15 protein-coding genes and 1 pseudogene are annotated in these 19,070 nt (G+C 46.3%); 7 read left to right on the top strand and 9 right to left on the bottom strand.

What is annotated here, in order from left to right; all coding sequences use genetic code 11:
• Positions 1-161 precede the first annotated feature (161 nt).
• Both Q5691_RS08005 and Q5691_RS08010 read right to left on the bottom strand, forming a co-directional pair.
• Entirely contained in the window at positions 162-824 is a 663-nt protein-coding gene (locus Q5691_RS08005; protein WP_333307948.1) for a DUF2834 domain-containing protein, read from the bottom strand.
• A gap of 116 nt (positions 825-940) precedes the next feature.
• Entirely contained in the window at positions 941-2,194 is a 1,254-nt protein-coding gene (locus Q5691_RS08010) for an FAD-dependent oxidoreductase (RefSeq protein ID WP_333307950.1), read from the bottom strand.
• Between the two features lie 8 nt (positions 2,195-2,202).
• Between Q5691_RS08010 and Q5691_RS08015 the strand changes: the two genes are divergently transcribed.
• The 3 genes from Q5691_RS08015 (at position 2,203) to Q5691_RS08025 (ending at position 5,143) form a co-directional block, all read left to right on the top strand.
• Positions 2,203-2,433: a hypothetical protein gene (locus tag Q5691_RS08015; RefSeq protein ID WP_333215533.1), complete on the top strand. Its 231-nt coding sequence runs from the start codon at positions 2,203-2,205 to the stop codon at positions 2,431-2,433.
• Positions 2,424-3,815 carry a glycoside hydrolase family 10 protein gene (locus Q5691_RS08020; RefSeq protein ID WP_333344399.1) on the top strand — a complete coding sequence of 464 codons (1,392 nt, stop codon included), beginning with the start codon at positions 2,424-2,426 and terminating at the stop codon, positions 3,813-3,815. The genes Q5691_RS08015 and Q5691_RS08020 overlap by 10 nt, the downstream gene beginning before the upstream one ends.
• A gap of 347 nt (positions 3,816-4,162) precedes the next feature.
• Positions 4,163-5,143: an aldo/keto reductase gene (locus tag Q5691_RS08025; RefSeq protein WP_333213829.1), complete on the top strand. Its 981-nt coding sequence runs from the start codon at positions 4,163-4,165 to the stop codon at positions 5,141-5,143.
• 270 nt (positions 5,144-5,413) lie between these two features.
• Here the strand turns inward: Q5691_RS08025 and Q5691_RS08030 are convergent, their stop codons facing one another.
• From Q5691_RS08030 to Q5691_RS08045, 4 genes are all read right to left on the bottom strand, one after another.
• Complete coding sequence (locus Q5691_RS08030; RefSeq protein WP_333344401.1) at positions 5,414-6,628, bottom strand: M20 family metallopeptidase; 1,215 nt, start codon at positions 6,626-6,628, stop codon at positions 5,414-5,416.
• A 257-nt stretch (positions 6,629-6,885) separates the two neighbouring features.
• Positions 6,886-7,593, bottom strand: coding sequence for a dethiobiotin synthase (bioD, locus tag Q5691_RS08035; RefSeq protein WP_333213825.1), 708 nt, complete (start codon positions 7,591-7,593; stop codon positions 6,886-6,888).
• Between the two features lie 60 nt (positions 7,594-7,653).
• Positions 7,654-9,354 carry a serine/threonine-protein kinase gene (locus Q5691_RS08040; protein WP_333307960.1) on the bottom strand — a complete coding sequence of 567 codons (1,701 nt, stop codon included), beginning with the start codon at positions 9,352-9,354 and terminating at the stop codon, positions 7,654-7,656.
• A gap of 472 nt (positions 9,355-9,826) precedes the next feature.
• Positions 9,827-10,285, bottom strand: coding sequence for a GatB/YqeY domain-containing protein (locus Q5691_RS08045; protein ID WP_006635515.1), 459 nt, complete (start codon positions 10,283-10,285; stop codon positions 9,827-9,829).
• A gap of 608 nt (positions 10,286-10,893) precedes the next feature.
• Here Q5691_RS08045 and Q5691_RS08050 point away from each other — a divergent pair.
• The 4 genes and pseudogenes from Q5691_RS08050 to Q5691_RS08065 form a co-directional block, all read left to right on the top strand.
• Positions 10,894-11,886, top strand: a complete 993-nt coding sequence (locus tag Q5691_RS08050) for a ribose-phosphate pyrophosphokinase (RefSeq protein ID WP_333213821.1) — start codon at positions 10,894-10,896, stop codon at positions 11,884-11,886.
• A 432-nt stretch (positions 11,887-12,318) separates the two neighbouring features.
• Entirely contained in the window at positions 12,319-13,038 is a 720-nt protein-coding gene (locus tag Q5691_RS08055) for a DUF3747 domain-containing protein (RefSeq protein ID WP_333213819.1), read from the top strand.
• Positions 13,039-13,081: 43 nt separating this feature from the next.
• Entirely contained in the window at positions 13,082-13,216 is a 135-nt protein-coding gene (locus Q5691_RS08060) for an S-layer homology domain-containing protein (protein WP_333308096.1), read from the top strand.
• 63 nt (positions 13,217-13,279) lie between these two features.
• A pseudogene (locus Q5691_RS08065) lies at positions 13,280-13,330 on the top strand (hypothetical protein); the annotation flags it as partial.
• A gap of 11 nt (positions 13,331-13,341) precedes the next feature.
• Here Q5691_RS08065 and Q5691_RS08070 read toward each other — a convergent pair.
• From Q5691_RS08070 to Q5691_RS08080, 3 genes are all read right to left on the bottom strand, one after another.
• On the bottom strand, positions 13,342-13,494 hold the full coding sequence (locus Q5691_RS08070; RefSeq protein ID WP_333213817.1) for a hypothetical protein: 153 nt from the start codon (positions 13,492-13,494) through the stop codon (positions 13,342-13,344).
• Between the two features lie 260 nt (positions 13,495-13,754).
• Positions 13,755-14,636, bottom strand: coding sequence for a hypothetical protein (locus Q5691_RS08075; protein ID WP_333344403.1), 882 nt, complete (start codon positions 14,634-14,636; stop codon positions 13,755-13,757).
• The gene (locus Q5691_RS08080) at positions 14,614-18,918 is read right to left on the bottom strand and encodes an AAA domain-containing protein (RefSeq protein WP_333344405.1); all 4,305 of its coding nucleotides are present in this window, start codon (positions 18,916-18,918) and stop codon (positions 14,614-14,616) included. The genes Q5691_RS08075 and Q5691_RS08080 overlap by 23 nt, the downstream gene beginning before the upstream one ends.
• Positions 18,919-19,070 lie beyond the last annotated feature (152 nt).

A 19,070-nucleotide genomic window follows, 5' to 3' on the forward strand; every position in this document is an offset into this window, starting at 1 on the left:
CAGATTTGGCACTATTTGTAATCAGTGTTTCATGTGCGGGCTAGAAGCCAACGCCACAATAAAACTTACTTACTTATTGTGAAACAGGAATCTTGCCTGTTTCTTGTCTGATTACTTGTGATGGATTCCTACATTAAACTGAAAATTACCAGCACTGCTGTCTAATTTGTAACAGTTTTAGTATTAGTTTCCGGCAGCGGTTTGCGCGTACACAGATAAGCCAACGGCCCGAACAGCGGTACTAATGTTACTGCCCAAAATGCTGTAGAGTTTTGCATTCCTCGGCGCGCCATATCGTCTCCTAATAAGGCAGGAAATAGTAGGCAAAGCATACAAAAATCTAAACTCATTACATGGATAAAGCGGCTAGTCTGCCACTGCTGAATAAAATCAGACCAATCGCCGTTTGTCAAGCCAAAGGCAACTAAACCACCCGCAGCTAATGTTAAGAAAATTCCAGTAAAACGGGAGTCTAATATCTTTAAAAAGATATTTTTATGACCGGGAAATTCAGGATTCGGTTCGCGCAGGGCTAAATAAGGCAGCAAGGCAACGGCGCCGACGCCAAAGGATAAAGTGGCAAATAGCCATGCAGGTATTTTCTGCCCCCTGCCGTCAGCAAATAAGACACAACTGTAGATGAGCGGCCAGACTCCCATGAGGTTGAATAACGCTACAATTAAAGGGTTGATGTCTGCTATTTTGCCTGTGGAAATATTGGTAATTAGTGTGATGGTTTTTTCTGGACTGTCGGGTGGTGCAAATACAAAGGCGTAGGTGATAAATGCAATCCAAAGCAGCCCAAATCCAATTTTCCTGAACATAGTTAGTTTTCTTTACTTCTGATATTACTATAACAATCTTAAAGCGTTTTTGAATAACACTTTTTTATTAACCGCAGAGGACGCAGAGGAAGAGAGGAGAATATCTGAATGTCTTGCTATTTGGTATCGCCTGTTTTGGGCAGATTGCTAAATTGTTGCATAAATTGGCGATCGATCCAATCTTTCCAATACCACAACACCCATGATTCCCACATGAAATTGCCGCGAGATGCGATCGCCCTTTTATTCCCAGTACCAATTAACCCTAAGTATTGTTCCTGCGGTGCAAAGGGTTTCAGCGGTTTTTCCAATAAAAACTGCTGCAAGTTTTCAAACAGCGGTTTGCCCTGACGCACGGCAAACACGCCTGCTTTGGGACGGGGATAATTAACCATCGCAGCGATATCTCCAGCCGCAAATACGTTGGGGTGAGAGACTGATTGTAGGCAATCGTTGACTTCCATAAAGCCGTTTGAGTCGGCTGCTAAACCGGATTCTCTTATCCAATTGGCTGCCGATGCTTGTGTCACCCAAAAAATAATCTCACACTCTAATTCTAAACCTGATTTACAGGAAATTTGGTAATTGGTAGGGAATTGAGGATTGGTTTCCCTCTCAATCTTTTTTACAGCACAGACTTTTTCCTTTAAATGCAATTGAATGCCGCGACTGATGAGAATTTCTTGAAGGCGTCGGCGCACCCGCTGATTGTGTCCCTGCATCAATTCAGCACCGCTGTGAAACAAATGTATTTCTAGTTCTTCTTCTTTTTTCCCCCTTCCCTCTTCCCTGAATCCCCATCCGTTAAATCCGTTAAATCCGTTACACAATCCGTTGCCGAACCCCTCTTCCTTCCCCAATCGAGATTGTATATTTAATGCTAATTCTACGCCACCTGCACCGCCCCCTACAATGGCGATCCGCAGCGGTTTTTGGAGAGAGTTTTGCCTTTCTGAAATTAACTGATTCCAGCTAGCTAAAAACTCCGGTACGGGTTTAGCTGCAATTGCATATTCAGCAGCACCCGGTACAGATAAAGCCGCAGGAGTGCTGCCGATATCCACCGAAAGCACATCAAAATTAACCGGAGGGTGAATTTGACAAATAACTAAATTTTTGTTAAGGTCGATCGCTATCGCCCGATCGATTAATATTTGACATCCGGCAAATTCCGCGAGTGATCGCAAATCGATGTGACATTCATCATAATCGTAAAACCCGGCAACGTGTCCCGGCAGCATTCCCGAATAAGGCGCGTGCAGCACGTCGCTAATCAAAGTTAAACGCACTCCCGGCAGCGGTTTGATACCGAACATTTTTAATACGATAGCATGACTGTGACCGCCACCAATTAACACTAAATCTTTCACAATTACAGATGTTCGATCGAAATATTCCAGCACCGATATTGTACAGCACTCGCACTCATTGGGCAGCACAGTCCGGTAAGGAGAGCTGGCAGTGCGTAATTAATGATTTCCCCGCAGTTAGACAGAATGCTGTCACTTACCCTCTGTCTCAGAGATTATACGGAGTTCAGTTGCGATCGCATAACATCAATTCACCCATTTCAGTTAACCGATTCCACATTCAGCGCCAATGGCTGTAGACTGTAGAGCGAGCAAATTTTATCACCAAATTATGTCGGGGTGTGTTTCAATAGCTAACTCACCATTCAAAACTATGACATTACGCATCATTCCGCGCAGTTGGCAGCGATCGATTAAAACTCTTTTCCCGCTTCTGTTTGCCCTCTCATTCATTATAGTATTGCTGGCGAACAACTTCATTCCGGCGATCGCCCAGCAACCCCGCCAGGAGATTCGTGGCGTTTGGATGACGACAAACGACAAAGACATCCTCAGAGATCGTCGCAAACTAGGAGATGCTGTCAGCAAACTAAAACGGTTAAATTTCAACACAATCTATCCCGTTGTCTGGAATTCGGGCTATGCAATGTATCCCAGCAATGTAGCGCAGCAAAGAGATATTCAACCCTTTGTTTACAGAGGGTTAGAGGGACAAGATATGATCGCCGATTTAATCGCTCAATCTCACCGCCAAGGCCTGCTAGTAATTCCTTGGTTTGAGTTTGGTTTTATGGCTCCTCCCACCTCAGAATTAGCCTTAAATCATCCCGATTGGCTGACACAAAAACAAGATGGCAGCCAAACATCAAACGGCGCGGGCGGCGAAGTAGTTTGGCTCAATCCCTTTCATCCCGAAGTTCAGCAATTCATTACCGAACTCGTACTAGAAATCACCACTCAATACAACGCAGACGGCATTCAATTTGACGACCACATGAGTTTGCCGTCGGAATTTGGATACGATGACTACACAATTGCTTTGTATACCAAAGAAACCAAAAAAGCGCCGCCCAAAGATTTTCAAAATCCAGCATGGGTGCAGTGGCGAGCCAATAAAATCACCGCTTTTATGTCGCAGCTAAATCAAGCCGTCAAAGCAGTCAAACCCCATGCAATTTTCTCAATTTCTCCTAATTACTATGAGTTTGCTTACAAACATCACCTCCAAGATTGGCTGACTTGGGTGCGTTTGGATATTGCCGACGAGCTAATCGTGCAAGTGTACCGTCCCAATTTAGAATCATTTGTGGGCAAGATTAACCGTCCAGAAATGCAAGAAGCACAGCAAAAGATTCCCACCGGAGTTGGGATTATGACAGGTTTGAGAAATAACCCAGTACCGATTCAGCAAATTAAATCTCAGGTGCAAGCAGTCCAACAATACGGCTTAGGCGCCGCTTTCTTCTACTACGAAAGCTTGTGGGAATATGCGCCCGAACCCATCGCCCATCGACTGTCTCAATTTAGTGCTTTCTTCCCGTCTTCTGCATTCCGAACAGCGCTACAAATACCCAGACGCGCGGCTACTTTCCCTCCGCCGCCACCACCAAAACCAGATCCGAAAACTAAGCCAGAGCAACCTACCAAAAACAGCACACCTTCACCCTCGCCAACCACGTAAAAGAATTAACAAGTCATCAGTCATTGGTAATTTTGTAGGGTGTGCCATTAGTCCGACAGTCCGACAGGGGTTTAAACCCCTGTCTCATAGCTGAAGTCGTCTTTAGACGACTGTAGCAATTCTATCAAAGCTGTTTTTGTATAGAGTTAGCGCTGAATATATGTGTAACTCTAATTTTCAAAATTGAAATTACTATTTGAGTCGGTTTTAACCGACTTATGCTATTAGACAGGGACTTGAGTCCCTGGCGGCCTGTGGCAGAATGAAACAGCTCTACTGGGGGCTAGGCGATACCGAGTTATGTTCCTATAAAATATCCATATTACCAACAACTACCATCAATAAAAATGCCAACTAACCAAAAACTTTTACTGCCAAAAATGGGCTGCGGCACTTGGGCATGGGGCAACAGATTCCTCTGGGGCTACAATGAAAGTATGGACGAGGAATTGCAAGCCGTTTTCAATCTTTGTGTTAGTAACGGCGTCACTTTATTCGATACCGGCGACTCTTACGGAACAGGGAAATTAAACGGACGCAGCGAGCAGCTTTTGGGGGAATTTTCTCAACAATATCAAGGTGCAAACAAAGACAGTATTTGTATTGCGACAAAACTGGCTGCTTATCCTTGGAGACTGACGCGACAATCAATGATATCGGCTGGCAAAGCCTCTGCGGCGCGCCTCGGAAAAAATGTAGATTTGGTGCAAATGCACTGGTCTACAGCCAATTACGCTCCTTGGCAAGAGGGTGCTCTTTTAGATGGTTTGGCTGACCTTTATGAGCAAGGATTGGTCAAGGGAGTGGGCTTGTCTAATTACGGGCCGAAACGGCTGAAATGGGTGCATCGGAAATTTAGCGATCTCCAAATTCCTATTGTTACTTTACAAGTGCAATATTCGCTACTTTCCACCTATCCGGTGACAGAACTCGGATTGAAAGATGTTTGCGATGAATTGGGAATAAAATTGATTGCTTACAGTCCTCTAGCCTTGGGGTTGCTGACGGGTAAATATTCCGAAAACGGCTCTCTTCCTAAAGGTATCCGAGGTTTGGCGTGCAAGCAGCTACTTCCGGGAATGCGATCGCTTTTGGAGTGTTTGCGAGAAATAGCGACATTCAGAAACAAGACTGTTTCCCAGATAGCAATTAACTGGTGCATCTGCAAAGAAACTATTCCGATTCCGGGGGCGAAATCTGCGGCACAGGCGAGGGATAATATTGGTGCTTTGGGCTGGGAGTTAAACTCCGGGGAGATTGCCGAATTGGATAAGGCGGCGGCGAGTGTAGATAAGAAAATGGTGCAGAATATCTTCCAAACTCGGTAATATCTGAGATGTTGTACCATTCTCATGAACAGGCAAGATGCCTGTTCCACAAGATATGAATTTGCTTGTTCTAGAAAAACTAAATTTTCTTGTGGGGTGGGCTTCTAGCCCGCCCATAAAATGCTTATCGAGAATGGTGCAAGATGTGAGATGTTGTACCATTCTGAAGAACAGGCAAGATGCCTGTTCCACAAGATATGAATTTGCTTGTTCTAGAAAAACTAAATTTTCTTGTAGGGTGGGCTGCTAGCCCGCCCCTAAAAGCCTGATTTACATGACACCAAACTTTTCCACACACCGCACAAACATTTCTACACCCATCCCCAGCGCAGTTTCATCAAAATCAAAGCGTGGGTGATGGTGCGGGTAAGCCAAGTTTTTCTCTGGATTTGCTGAACCCAAAAAGAAATAGCAACCGGGAACTTCTTGCAAAAAGAATGACATATCCTCGCCGCCCATTGTTTGACATTCCGGCACGATTCCTGCAGGAGTTTCGACAACTGATTCTGCAACGCCGCGAACCAATTCAGCTATTCTCGAATCATTAATAACTGGCGGATAAAGCGCACAATAATCTAATTGGTAATTTGCCCCGTGACTTTGACAAATTCCGGCAATTACTTGCTCGATTCGGTTTGCAAAATAACCTTGATATACTGGATTGAAATAGCGCACCGTGCCACCGATTTGAGCGGTGTCGGCAATGACGTTGTGGGTGTGGCCTGCGTGGAATTTGCCGACAGTTACTACCGCTGAGTCGATCGGGTCAATGTTCCGCGCGACAATTGCCTGCAAAGCGCTGACAATTTGGGCTGTAACTACGATCGAGTCCACAGTCTGATGTGGCATTGCGCCGTGCCCGCCTTTGCCAAAAATCGTGCAGTCAAAAACTTCGACAGCCGCCATCAGCGCGCCGCTGCGAACGCCTACAGTGCCCAAAGGTAGATTGTTCCACAAATGCAAGCCGACGATCGCATCAACATCAGGATTCTTCAAAACTCCCGCTTCAATCATCGGTTTTGCCCCCCCTGGCCCTTCTTCGGCGGGCTGAAATATAAATTTTACTTTACCCGAAAAGCTGTGTTTGTGCTTGGCCAGATAACAAACAGTACCAAGGGCGATCGCAGTGTGGCCATCGTGACCGCAAGCGTGCATAATTCCATCATGCTGCGATCGATAATCCACCTCATTTTCTTCTTGAATAGGCAAAGCATCCATATCCGCCCGAATTGCCAAAACCTGCCCCGGTTTGCCGCTGTCTATAGTGGCGACAATACCAGTTTTAGCAATATTAGTTTCATGATCTATTCCCCATTCCTGCAACTTTTGTGAGATAAACTGCGCCGTTAAATTTTCATCAAAACTCAACTCCGGTTTTTGATGCAAAAGGCGACGCCATTCGACTAGCTGAGGCTGCAAATTTCTAATTTCCAGCCGCAATTGAGATAAATCGACAGAGGTTAAATTTGGTACAGTAGAAACCATGTTTTATTCTCCTTTTTTTTTGATGAGGTTTTAGATTTAATCACTTAATAAATGGTAATCACTAATTATAGCAAACCCGAATAATTTGTGAAACTCTCTCTTCTCTTTCTCTGCGCTCTCTGCGCTCTCTGCGGTTAAAAGAAAATCTTCTTCATTCTTATCTGAGTTGTGCAGGAGATTTTTTTTAAATGAACCGCAGAGGACGCAGAGTACGCAGAGGAAGAGAGGAATGAGAAAGAGAGGTGTTGAGAATAGGGTTATTTAGAAGTCTGAGCAACTAAATTAACCCCTGGCAGTAACCGTTCTAAATCTAAATCTGAAGCAATTTTAGCTAATTTAGCAAGGTCAGTTGGGTCATCTAAATGCGGCAAAATACCCAACACAGGTATTTGAGTCAGCGACTGGATCAAATCAACGGGCGCTAAATCGGCAATTTCTTGTTCAGAATAAGCTTTAACGCAATTAAGCACAATTCCTCTCAGCTTAAAACCAGTGTGTCTGGCGAGAGCAACATTCGCCACAGCTTGCCCGATCGCCCCCAACTTCACAGGTACTACCAAAACCCCCCTCAGCCGCCAATCCCTGGCAATATCGGCTACAGTCAGTTCCCACGTTACAGGCGAGCCCAGCCCTCCCAAAGCTTCCACCAACACAAAATCCTTGCGCTCCGAGAGGCTTTGCCAAGCCGTCCAGACCTTTTCGAGTTCAATACGTCTCCCCTCCCGTTCCGCAGCAATCGGTGGTGCTAAAGGCGCATCAAAGTGCAGCGGATTGAGTTCTTCGGGGGATTGGTCGAGGGGAAACAAACGGGTGTAGAGTTCGCGATCGCCCGTTCCCGTTTGCATGAGTTTCATAATTCCCAAACTGCGATCGGGAAAATACATTTGCCAATAAGCAGCCAGAGCGCTGGTCAAAACAGTTTTGCCCGCGTCGGTATCAGTTCCAGCAATTAGCAGCGAGTTCATTGGCAAATAGCTAACAATTAATTGGCATCAACCTCAGTCTAGGGGAATTTTGCCAGAAGTTTAGAGTTCGGGCAATGGTGCGGGTGTTGGTGCTGGTTCCGGTGACGGCGCGGGTTCCGGTTCCGGTTGCGGCGACGGTGCGGGTGTTGGAGCCGGTTCCGGTGTTGGTGCGGGAGTTGGAGCCGGTTCCGGCGACGGTGCGGGTGTTGGGGCCGGTTCCGGCGACGGTGCGGGTGTTGGTGCGGGTGTTGGTGCGGGTGTTGGGGACGGCGCGGGAGTTGGTTTGGGTGCGGGTGTTGGTGCGGGCGCCGGTTTGGGCGCCGGTTTGGGCGCTGGAGCCGGCGCTGGCGTCGGTTTTGGTGTCGGAGTTGGCGCTGGGCTTGGTTCTGGGCTGGGTTCCGGCAAAGGTTCTGGGCTCGGTTCCGGCAAAGGTTCTGGGTTCGGTTCCGGCAAAGGTTCTGGGCTCGGTTCCGGCAAAGGTTCTAGGGTTGGTTCCAGCAAAGGTTCTGGGCTTGGTTCCGGCAAAGGTTGCGGGGTTGGGGTTGGTAAAGGTTGTGGGGTTGGGGTTGGTAAAGGTAGCGGGTTTGGTATCGGAGTTAGTGTCGGCGTTGGACTTGTCAGTGCTGGCCCTGTCGGAGTGGGTTTGGGGCGCGAATTGTTGAGAAATGAGCCGACTAAAGCCCATGAACCGAAGCCCGTCAAGATTACTAAGCCCGCCAGCAGTCCGATCGCAGCAATGGGATTGTCCCAAAAAGTGTCGGCAGCAGGCTCAATTAACGGGTCTGGTTGGTTTTTTTGGGGGTGGGAACTCTGGGCGGCGGGCTCGGGCGGTCTGCCCACGGCCACCGTTGCTATTAGCGAAGGATTTGGCGGCACCACTGCTGGCTGCGCGGGCGGTACAGTTGGCTGGCTAGGTTTAGGATTAGTTTGGGCGTCGAGTGCTTGGGCGACTTCGCTGACAGATTGATATCGATCGCCCGGAGACCGACTCAACATCCGATTGAGAACCAAAGCCAAACCTGTGCTCACCTGCGCTTGTTGCTGCCAATTCCACTGCAGCGTTGTTTGATCGAGCAATTCCTGCGGTTCTTTGCCTGTCAGCAGGACGATCGCCGTTACAGCTAAAGCGTAGAGGTCGCTGCTGGCTGTTGCCCGCCCGCTTTGCAACTGTTCCATCGGCGCGTAGCCGATTTTACCGACTGTTGTCGCGTGGGCTGTTCCTTCGGGAGACTGGACTTTGGTGGCGAGTTCCTTCACCACTCCAAAGTCAATCAGCACCGGCAACTGGTCGTTTTCCCGCCGGATGATATTTTCTGGGGAGATGTCGCGGTGGATGATGCCGCGGGCGTGGATGTGAGCCAGTACCGGCAGCATTTGCCGGATGAATACCAAGACTTCGGCTTCGGTGAAGCTGCGACCATTTGAAGTTCGATCGAGCATTAGTTCGCGGTAAGTCATCCCTTCCACGTAATCCTGCACTAAAAACAAACGCTGGTTCTCTTCAAATATTGCCCGAAACTGGGGAATTTGTGGGTGCCCAATTTGGTAAAGTATTGCCGCCTCTCTTTGAAACAATTCCTTCGATTTTTCCAAAACGTAAGGCCCGCTTTGCACCGGAATCAATTCCTTCAGGGCGCAGCGTTCTTGAAACCGTCCCAAATCTTCTACTAAATAAGTCCGGCCAAATCCTCCTTGACCTAAAATATTCACCAAGCGGTAGCGGTTTTGTAGGAGAGTTCCAATAGCAATAGGTGGCTGCATAAGTTTAAGCTGAAACTGTTAAAAAATAGACGATCGCTCACAGACTTAGTAATGCTAGGTCTTTAATGCTCTTGAGCATACTTCACTCTCTGTAGTCCCCAGTCCCGACCAAAGTTAGTATTTTACATTTTTTTGACATTCTTGGACGCCAGGATGGTCAGAAACCGGGTTTTTTCACGAAAACACAGAGGTTGCCACCTGCATATCCGATCAAAAACCCGGTTTCTGCGTCAATATCTCAAAGAAGAAATGCACGATTTTTCGTAGAAACCGGGTTCTTTGGTCTTAGCCCTAATAAATTGTCGCCCCCCGGCCTAACCCATACATCTCTATAAAGCTTGAGATGATTTATGCGAGATGTCTACTGACTACTGGCAACTGTCAACTGCCAACTGTCAACTGCCAACTGTCAACTGTCAACTGCCAACTGCCAACTGCCAACTGTCAACTGCCAACTGTCAACTGCCAACTGTCAACTGTTAAGCTTTGCTTTCACCATGTCTTGAATTCTGTTACCGTCTGCTTTGCCCTTAAGCTGCTGCATTGCCTTGCCCATCACCTTGCCCATATCTTTTGCAGAAGTAGCGCCAACCGAGGCAATCACTTCGTCAACGACTTGACTCACCTCTTCGTCTGACATCTGGGGTGGCAAATACTCTTCAACAATTGCTAACTCCGCCTCCTCTTGTGCCACTAAATCTTCGCGGCCACCTTTGCGGTATTGTTCGATCGAATCCCGGCGCTGTTTGGCTATTTGCATCAAAATTTCCATTTCTTGAGCTTCTGTCAGCGTCTCTTGGCCAGAGGGACGAAGGCTGACTTCTTTTTCGAGAATAAATTTCTTGATGCCGCGAACTGTTTCCAAGCGAACTTTGTCCTTGGACTTCATGGCTGCTTTGATTTCTTCGTCAATGCGTTCTCTTAAGCTCATCGATTTCTACCTTGCTTTGCCCGATATCAAAAATCTGAAGTATGCTTCCGATTCTTAACTTTTTTTACAGTATTTTTCAAGTTTATTGCCTGTTGGTGGCTTTTTTATCGCATTGAACCCCGATGCCTTCGGCTTTCGGCTGAATTTTGGGTGGCTAGACTTCCAGCCTCAGCCCTAAATTGACTCTCGCCAGAATTTTTAGACGCAGGGACACAAGTGCGATCGTACTTCTGCCAGTACAGAGTTCGCTACAACCCACATTCCACACCCTGGCGTGTCATACAGCATAATTACGCAGAAAACTCTATCTTTACAGTAATAAATTATGCCTTTAAAAAGTTTTATATCCGTTAATGTACGGTATTCAAGTATAATTCATAGTTTTATTGCTGGATAAAAATAAGTAAAAACCGATTCTGACCGTTAAGGATACCGAATGTGGGGTAGAAACCGGATTTGTTGGACATATTTCTGCAAGTCCTATTCAATTCGCCTAACTTCACACTTGTGGCCGCCCCGAAAGTTAAATCTATTAAAAAATTGGCTGAATATTTCTAGTTTCAGATGGTAAGATAGCGATGGAATAAACGTCCTGCAAGAGGCCTGCTGTGATCCGTTCTGCTACTTTACCGCTTCCGCTTCCCGAGCCGCCGGTTTCCGCTCATGACCGTCTGCGGCTGTTCTCCGGTTCTGCTAATATTCCCCTCGCCCAAGAGGTGGCTCGCTATCTGGGGATTGATTTGGGGCCGATGGTTCGCAAGCGGTTTGCTGATGGGGAACTCTACGTTCAAATTCAAGAATCGATTCGGGGTTGCGATGTTTACTTGATTCAGCCAACTTGCTGTCCGGTAAACGATCGCCTCATGGAATTGTTAATTATGATCGATGCTTGTCGCCGCGCTTCGGCCAGACAAATTACTGCCGTCATCCCCTATTACGGATATGCTAGGGCTGACCGCAAAACGGCCGGAAGAGAGTCGATTACTGCAAAATTAGTGGCTAATTTGATTACGGAAGCTGGGGCCGGTCGCATTTTGGCGATGGATTTGCACTCGGCTCAGATTCAAGGTTATTTTGACATTCCTTTCGATCACGTTTACGGTTCGCCGGTGCTTTTAGATTATCTGGCGAGCAAGCAATTGACGGATATTGTTGTGGTTTCGCCGGATGTTGGCGGAGTCGCTAGGGCGAGAGCTTTTGCCAAAAAGCTTGGTGATGCTCCCCTGGCAATTATTGACAAGCGCCGCCAAGCTCACAACGTGGCAGAAGTGATGAATCTTATCGGTGATGTCAGGGGCAAAACTGCTGTGTTGGTGGACGACATGATCGATACTGCCGGCACGATTTCTGAAGGTGCGAGATTGTTGCGCCGCGAGGGTGCGAGGCAGGTTTATGCTTGTGCTACTCATGCGGTGTTTTCGCCTCCGGCGATCGAGCGTTTGTCTAGCGGGGTTTTGGAAGAGGTAATTGTTACGAATACAATTCCTGTGCCTGAAGAGAACCGTTTTCAGCAGTTGACGGTGCTTTCGGTAGCCAATTTGCTCGGAGAAACTATTTGGCGGATTCACGAAGATAGTTCTGTTAGCAGTATGTTCCGCTAGAGGGCAAAGACAGTTTTTGAATGTTTGTTTTAGGGTGCGTTAACAAGAGTGTAACGCACCATTTTTTTGTGAAGAGTGCGATCATTTCCCGCAAGTAATCAGCCCAGTCTCATCTAACTTTTACTCTCAAGTCCCATCAAATTCTTGTGGATTGGGCGTCGCGCCCGCCCGGAAAATACAATTTAGAGGTCGAACAGCTTATCAAGTTCCTCGGTAAAATAACGCTTATAACTTTGTAGGGAGGACTCAAGTCCTCATAAAATTCGCTCGGAGTTGAGTTTTCACTACGAACCAATGTGACGATCGGCGATCGATCGCACTTGGTATCACCGGAACAAGAGATGGTAAAATTCTATCTTGTTGTCTGAAGAGGGCGACTTTTTTATATTCTAGATAAGTCTCATCACCATAAGGAGCCAATAGGGAAAAATCATGAAACATTCACTTGTACGAACAGTGGCCGCACTGGCAGGTTCAGCAATTTTAACACTTGGGGCGATCGGTTCGGCTAAAGCATTTACTTTTGACGAAACCGACATTAACCAAGACCGAGTAATTGTCATCGCCCAACCCCGCCCTTTCGGCGGCTACCAATTGCTAGTTCTAGAACAAGTCTCTGACACGCGAAAATGCTGGAGCGAAAGTGGCTCTAATCCCGTGAAAGTCGATCCCTTATTAGTTAGTTTTGATTTCACGGGTATTTGTGGCCGCGCAACAGACAGCAACGGCTTTTCAATTCGCATGGCAGGCACAGATTTAGCATTAAAATACACCCTAACTTTGGAAACTGTTGATGGCAATGTTTTACTAATTGGAACTCCGGTAGATTACCAAGGTAAATCGGTGGTTATCGGTCGCACAAACGGCGATGTTAACGACTTCATGAAAATCAGTCTCGATCCTGCTTGGCGCTTGAGTAAAAGAGCTTACCAAGGCCGCACATTAGGCCACTTTTATTTCACTACCAATCAATCCGCACCGGGAGAAATTGGCAATACCGGAGGCAATACCGAAGCAATACCGCAGCCAATACCAATACCAATACCAACACCGCAGCCAACACCGCAGCCAATACCGCAGCTATCACCGCAGCCAATACCGCAGGAAATACCAATACCGCAGCCAATACCGCAGGAAATACCAATACCGTAGGCAATACTGCCTTTTCTACAATTCGGAGATAGCTACCGATGATATCTACGCTTCCGAAATTAAAGAAGCTGTGGACCTGGGGTTTGTAGCCGGGTTTTCTCAAGATAATACCTTTCGACCACAACTTGCTGTTACCAGAGAGCAATTGGTATCTTTAGTTTGGGAATCCTTGAAATGAATACAAGGTGCTAATATCACATTTCCTAGCTATGTTTCTATCCCTCCCTATAGCGACGTTCCTATTTCCCACTGGAGTGCCGGAAAACTTCTATTTGCACGGGACAACAAGATAGTTAGCAGCTATCAAGATGGAACTTTTAAACCTACGCAGCCCGTCACTCGCGCTGAATTGATGGGGGTGCGCCGTCGAGAGGCGGAATTCGGTTTTTCGGCGGGAATGCAGCCAAATTTAGTTGCTAAAGAGCCGTCTAAAACTTTTTTAGAATAACGGCTCATTAATGTCTGAAGGTATTGACGATATTGATCTAGTCTGTCCCTTATACAATCACCTCATTTGTGGGTTAATAGTTATATGTTGTACTCTTGTCAAGAACGGGCAAGATGCCCGTTCCACAAAATTTGATTTTATTGTGGAACGGGCATCTTGCCCGTTCCTAAAAAAGTAATTGAGCCTGGTGCAAGATATCAGTTAATCAGGACTGTAGTCTTTACGACAAACCACTTCGTAATCAGGACTTTAGCTCTCATCATATCGTTTACTTGGGTTTCTTCTTAGATGGCTTTTTAGGAGTTTTCTGGACGGGGATTGTCTCTGATTCTTGCTGTGCGATGTCTGGGGTTACTTTACACAAGTCGTTTAAGGAAAGTTTTTGCTGCGATTCGAGTTCGTTTAGCAAGTTTGAAGCTGTTTCTAATATTTGCTTTCCCTGTCGGACTTGAATAGTAGTTTTATTTTCGATCGCATCTATCAACACAAAAATCGAGACTGTTTGCCAAATATCTAAATCGTCGCCGACGACATCGCAAGCAGAGACAATTTTGCCGTTTTCTGGGACGTGAATTCCTAAGCCGGAAGCTTGAATTAACGGCTGGATTTCTGCTATACTTAAATCCGCAAGGTCTGTAATTTTATGTTCTAGGGATATTAAATCTGCTAAATCTGGCAAGTTGACCGATTCTGTCGCTAAAGGATCAAATTTAAAGGTAAGAGTTTGATTCAGCGGATCGGAAATGGCATAAATTGATTGAATTTGCGATCGACTAACCGCACCTTTAGCAAAAAAATCTCTACCTTGCGGGGCGATCGCAATTTGCCCATTTTCAGCCACCTCCAAGCTTTCCAAACTAACCAGAGTCGCCGCCGTAGTCTTCACAAAAATCTCATCCAAACCCAGCAAATCCGCCAATTCCTTCAAAGTTGGCGCAGGTTCAAACTCAACGCCCGCCCGCAAAATGAACTCTTCCAACACGTTAAACTCGCGCGGTTCGCTAATCGCCACCTCCAGCGGAGTTTGGCGGATTGCAAAGCGGAATTGACGCGCCGCCAACACCGACAAACCCGGATTTTGTTGCTCAATCTGTTCGGCTAGCGAACTTAAATTCGAGTCAATTGGTTTAGTTGAGGACGCTAGAGACATCTACGAAACCTCCGCAGTGACGCACCGTTTTTGAAACTTCCTGATACATTTTCCCCACTGTACCTGTTTGTTGGGTAAATAAATCGTGGCAGCCGACAACTACTAGCAATTCTTGAGCCCGGGAAAATGCCACATTCACCCGTTCTGGTTCCTTAGCAAATCCAATATCGCCCCTAACATTATTACACACAGTGCTGACAATAATTACAGGTCTTTCCATGCCTTGAAATATGTCAACCGTACCAGTGCGGATACTCAAAGCAGGGAATCTATCGCCTTCGATTCTGTCTTTAATTGCATTTAATTGAGCAGCATAAAAAGTGATGATTCCGATTTCTTTTGGCGGTTCACCCTCGGCAACTTTGGGCCGCCAAGCTGTGTCCATTTGTTCGCACAAACGCTCGATCGCATCAATCTCCTTGACGTTCAACCGCGAAGTACCCTGTTTTTCCTCTTCAAACCCTTGTCCCATGGGCATTTTCACCCACAGAATGTGATTATTTTCTTGAATGATTCTACCTGCGAGGTTGTGGGCGCGCTTGGTGTCAGCTTCCTGAATGCCACAGTTGAGTTTTTGCTGGTAAAACTGATTGATTGCGCCCATGATTTGTGGGTGCATTCGATACTGAGTTGTCAGCATTTTTTTGATGCTGTCGCTGGCATTTTCAAACAAAACTTTGAACAGCGATTCTTTGATAAAGCTAAGTTCGTCTCCGGTACAGCCGATGTCTTCGGCAATATCGTCGATCGTACTTTGATTAAACATCGGCGGCAATTGCCTGTGATCGCCCACTAATACTAACTTTCTGCCTTTCAAAGCGGGAATTAATAACTCTGGGGGAGTGCATTTGCTAACTTCGTCAATGATGACTGCATCAAAGCTGGGAAAGTTTTTAGTAAAATCGAAACTGGCAGCTTGCACGCAAGTAATGCCGATTACGTTGGCATTGTCAATATAAATTTGCTTTAAATCGTTGCGGTCTTTTTCTGATGGATTGCGGAGTTTTTGAATCCAATCATTTACAAAGTTTTGAGAACGATTTAGGGCGGTTTCTTCTTGCTCTAATTTCCGCTGCCAGGTTTTGAATAAACGGTTAATTTTGTTCAGAAAAGCTACACTAAATAATCCTGTATTCGGAACTTCGGGCTGGTATTGACTGGGGATAGTTTGCCATACTGACTCCCACCAATTTCTCTCAAGAAGTAATGCTGGTGTTGGTTGCTGCTGTTGGAGTTGAGCGTTAATTTCGCTTAACTCTGCTTGAAGTTGAGCGAGTTGCTGCTGCGAAGTTGCAGCCGCAATTTGTAGCGGGGATAAATGCTCGTCAAGGGTGTTTTTGATGGTTTCCAAAACCCCAAAAGGATCTAACTCAGCAATGGATTTTTCAAGCTGAAGCGCGCTTGCTTTCCAAGCCTCAACTTGCTTGACAAACTGCTGCGGCTGCTCCCAAATATTCGATTTTTGGGCGAGATATTGTTCGGATAAAATCCGCAATTTTTCAGGTACATGGGGCTGCTGGACAATTGCTTGCAACAAATTAGTAACTTCGCTAATTTTTAAGTTAGCCTCTTGCTGCGCTGTTTCTACCTGAAGTTTAGTGGCGGCTATTTCCTGCTGGCTCAAGGTTTGACCGATTTTATCTAATAACTGTTGCTGTTTGATAAGCTGCTGTTCGGTTTCGGTTTTCAGGGGAACCACGCACTGACGGGCATTGGCGAGGATACTGTGCAGCAATTCTTTGACTAGGCGATCGAAGGTAGCCTGGATATGATTTGGCTGCAATGATTCACTGTAAAATTGTTGAATGCTAGCTAAGAAAGTGCGAGCTTTTTCGATGATGAATTTGCGCTGACTTTGGCTAACTTGAGAATAGCTGGCGAAGTCTTTGGCTAGTTGTTGCCACTGTGTACGATCGCCCGCAGAGAGCACGATCGGCGTTTGACTCAAATTTAGGTGCAAAAACTCGCTAAACCGGAACTGTTGCCCTTGTATATCCTTAAAACCTGCGCTTTCTTCGTGGGCTACCGCCTTTTGCAACCGATCCAAATCGGGCAAATTGATTTTGCATTTGGGCGGCACGATCGGCAATTTGAGCGATCGGGCAATTTTCAACAATCCTGCGGGCAATTCTACCATATCATCCGTGAGCATTGCGCCCGTTTCCCAGCAATTTTTTACGACTTCATAAAGTCCCGTATCTGCTGTCTCAATCCACTGTGCAACGGCGACAACAACTGCTGCAATTTCCGCTTTTCGCAGTTCCAAATTCTTGATTTTCAGTTCGAGATTGTGGCGGTGTGTCTGATTTTGCCGATCGCCCAATTCGAGTTGATTCACAGCCTCCGACATCTGCCGCGACACCCGCAACGACTCTGCAACCGCCGACATAGCGTGACAAACATCATCAGCGCGATCGAATGCCGTCTTAAATTCCGATATTTGCGCTGCTACAGTTTCCTGCAGCCAAACCGCAATCCCAAACGCGCCGCAAGCAGGGCGATCGAAACCTATTTGAATAGCATTGCTAGTGGCAATCCGAACATTTGCCATAAAGTTTTCTATTAAAACATTGCCTTCTGAATAGGGTTTTAACCTCGGCATAAACTCGGCAACTTCTGGAGATTCCCAGTTAACTTGCGGCGCATCCAGTAGATTCTCTAGCCCCGAAACCACACATTCAATCTCGCTTTTTTCGGTTAAAATCCGTTCATAATCGGCTGCTTGTTGGTTGCACTTTTCCTCAATATTTGCTTTGCTGTCGTGCAGGTGTTTTAGTTCATTAAAAAAATCTCTTTCGGCGGCACAGTAGGCGGTAAATCGCTCTGATTCTGCCACCAACTGCCGCAAAGTTTTGACATTAGTCAGGCGCTGCGAGAGCTTTTCTTCGCAGTCAGTAGCCGTATTTTGTAGCCAAGTGCCGATCGCATTTTCCTCCAAAAACGGCTGCCCTTCTTCCTGCACCTTATGAGCTTTTCCCTTCCGCAAAGCCCGAATCGCCGGATTGTGAACTAACCGACTCAAAGCATTGTCTACAGCCAAATTTGCTTGGGAAGCAATGAGTGTTTTCCCACCCTGACGGGCAATTTGATAGCAAATCTCCGCAATCACAGTCGTTTTGCCCGTTCCCGGCGGGCCTTGAATCAAAATTAAATCCCGCGCCGAAAGCACCGTTTCTACGGCAGCAAGTTGATCCTCATTAGCATTGCGATTTAATAAGTTTTCCCGATCCAATTTAATCAGTTTTTCTGGGATTCTCGCCTGAGAAGAGTCGAATAAAAACTCACTCAAATAGGGATTTTGAGCGCGACCATCTGTCAGCATTTTTAAAGCTTTTTTCTTGCGTTCGATCTGACTGATATCGCCCGCAGCCTCAAAATACAAGAATCCTTGTTTGGGCATTTGATATCTGCCGCCCGCCATGCGATCACCTAAATCAACATCTAACTTAATGCGTAATTTACCATGTTCAAAGTCAATTTCAGCGATGCTACCCAATGTCTCTCCATCTCGGCTGCTTCTGCTTCCGGGCGGCGAATCAAACAGAATAATTTCTTCATTTCGCGCCTTTTTTAGCCTTTCGCGAAAGTCGCCCAATTCTAAGGGATTTTCCTCGTAGCCATCAAGAGTTGCGGAATTACGCTCAATTTCAAAAGTGACGATTTTGAAGCCGGAACCGTAATTGTGTCCTCGGAAAGGTACGCAAAATTGACGCGCTTCCGCGATGCGTTTTTCCACATTTAAAAAAGTATGCCAAACTTTTAGTTGTTCGGTAGTTGGTATGTGCCTGTCGTCCCAAAATGGCATTTGTTGGACGCGGGCGATCGACTTTGCAGGAATTGGCGATCTACTGTTAGCCAAAAGTCGCAACTGAACCGGCAAAGAATACCCATCTTTCCTCCCTCTGGGAACCGCCACTAAACCCGCATCCAGCAGTTTTAAACCGCCGATTCCGTCTTCACAGCGTACAGTTGTTAACAACCGCAAAGTGCGATCTGCTTTTTGCAACAATTCGGGTAATTCAAAATCATCTCCATCCGTAGCAAGCAGCAATTCCCAGATTTCTTCTTCCGAAAATCTCTCATTTACCTTTTGGCGACGCACGTAGAAAAGATTGTGGGATTTGCCAGCTATCTCCGACATCAGAATTTCCGCACGCTCTTTGCATTCCCAATCGCAATATTTCGCTAAAGCCGCTTCTCCTTCTATATCCCGAATAAACTTATTAATTGTGCGCTCGCCACTAAATTTATATCCCCAATCTTCTGTTACTAAAGATGGCATATTTTGATTTTAGATTTTAGATTTTAGATTGGATTTAAGATTAGCACATCGGAACTTGTGCCGACAGAACCGCGACATCCCAAAAAAAATTAAGGTGTGCACTGCACACCCTAAGAGCATCGCAAATTACCGTACAGGCAACGGGCGATCGT

Source organism: Microcoleus sp. w1-18aA5, assembly GCF_036701705.1.
Lineage (GTDB): Bacteria > Cyanobacteriota > Cyanobacteriia > Cyanobacteriales > Microcoleaceae > Microcoleus.

What these genes read in the sequence shown, in the direction of transcription:
- Q5691_RS08025 (WP_333213829.1), top strand. Translation starts at nt 4,163, where the DNA reads ATGCCAACTAACCAAAAACTTTTACTGCCAAAAATGGGCTGCGGCACT.
- Q5691_RS08015 (WP_333215533.1), top strand. Translation starts at nt 2,203, where the DNA reads ATGTTCGATCGAAATATTCCAGCACCGATATTGTACAGCACTCGCACT.
- Q5691_RS08055 (WP_333213819.1), top strand. Translation starts at nt 12,319, where the DNA reads ATGAAACATTCACTTGTACGAACAGTGGCCGCACTGGCAGGTTCAGCA.
- Q5691_RS08045 (WP_006635515.1), bottom strand. Translation starts at nt 10,285, where the DNA reads ATGAGCTTAAGAGAACGCATTGACGAAGAAATCAAAGCAGCCATGAAG.
- Q5691_RS08075 (WP_333344403.1), bottom strand. Translation starts at nt 14,636, where the DNA reads ATGTCTCTAGCGTCCTCAACTAAACCAATTGACTCGAATTTAAGTTCG.
- Q5691_RS08080 (WP_333344405.1), bottom strand. Translation starts at nt 18,918, where the DNA reads ATGCCATCTTTAGTAACAGAAGATTGGGGATATAAATTTAGTGGCGAG.
- Q5691_RS08040 (WP_333307960.1), bottom strand. Translation starts at nt 9,354, where the DNA reads ATGCAGCCACCTATTGCTATTGGAACTCTCCTACAAAACCGCTACCGC.
- Q5691_RS08070 (WP_333213817.1), bottom strand. Translation starts at nt 13,494, where the DNA reads ATGAGCCGTTATTCTAAAAAAGTTTTAGACGGCTCTTTAGCAACTAAA.
- bioD (WP_333213825.1), bottom strand. Translation starts at nt 7,593, where the DNA reads ATGAACTCGCTGCTAATTGCTGGAACTGATACCGACGCGGGCAAAACT.
- Q5691_RS08005 (WP_333307948.1), bottom strand. Translation starts at nt 824, where the DNA reads ATGTTCAGGAAAATTGGATTTGGGCTGCTTTGGATTGCATTTATCACC.
- Q5691_RS08030 (WP_333344401.1), bottom strand. Translation starts at nt 6,628, where the DNA reads ATGGTTTCTACTGTACCAAATTTAACCTCTGTCGATTTATCTCAATTG.
- Q5691_RS08020 (WP_333344399.1), top strand. Translation starts at nt 2,424, where the DNA reads ATGGCTGTAGACTGTAGAGCGAGCAAATTTTATCACCAAATTATGTCG.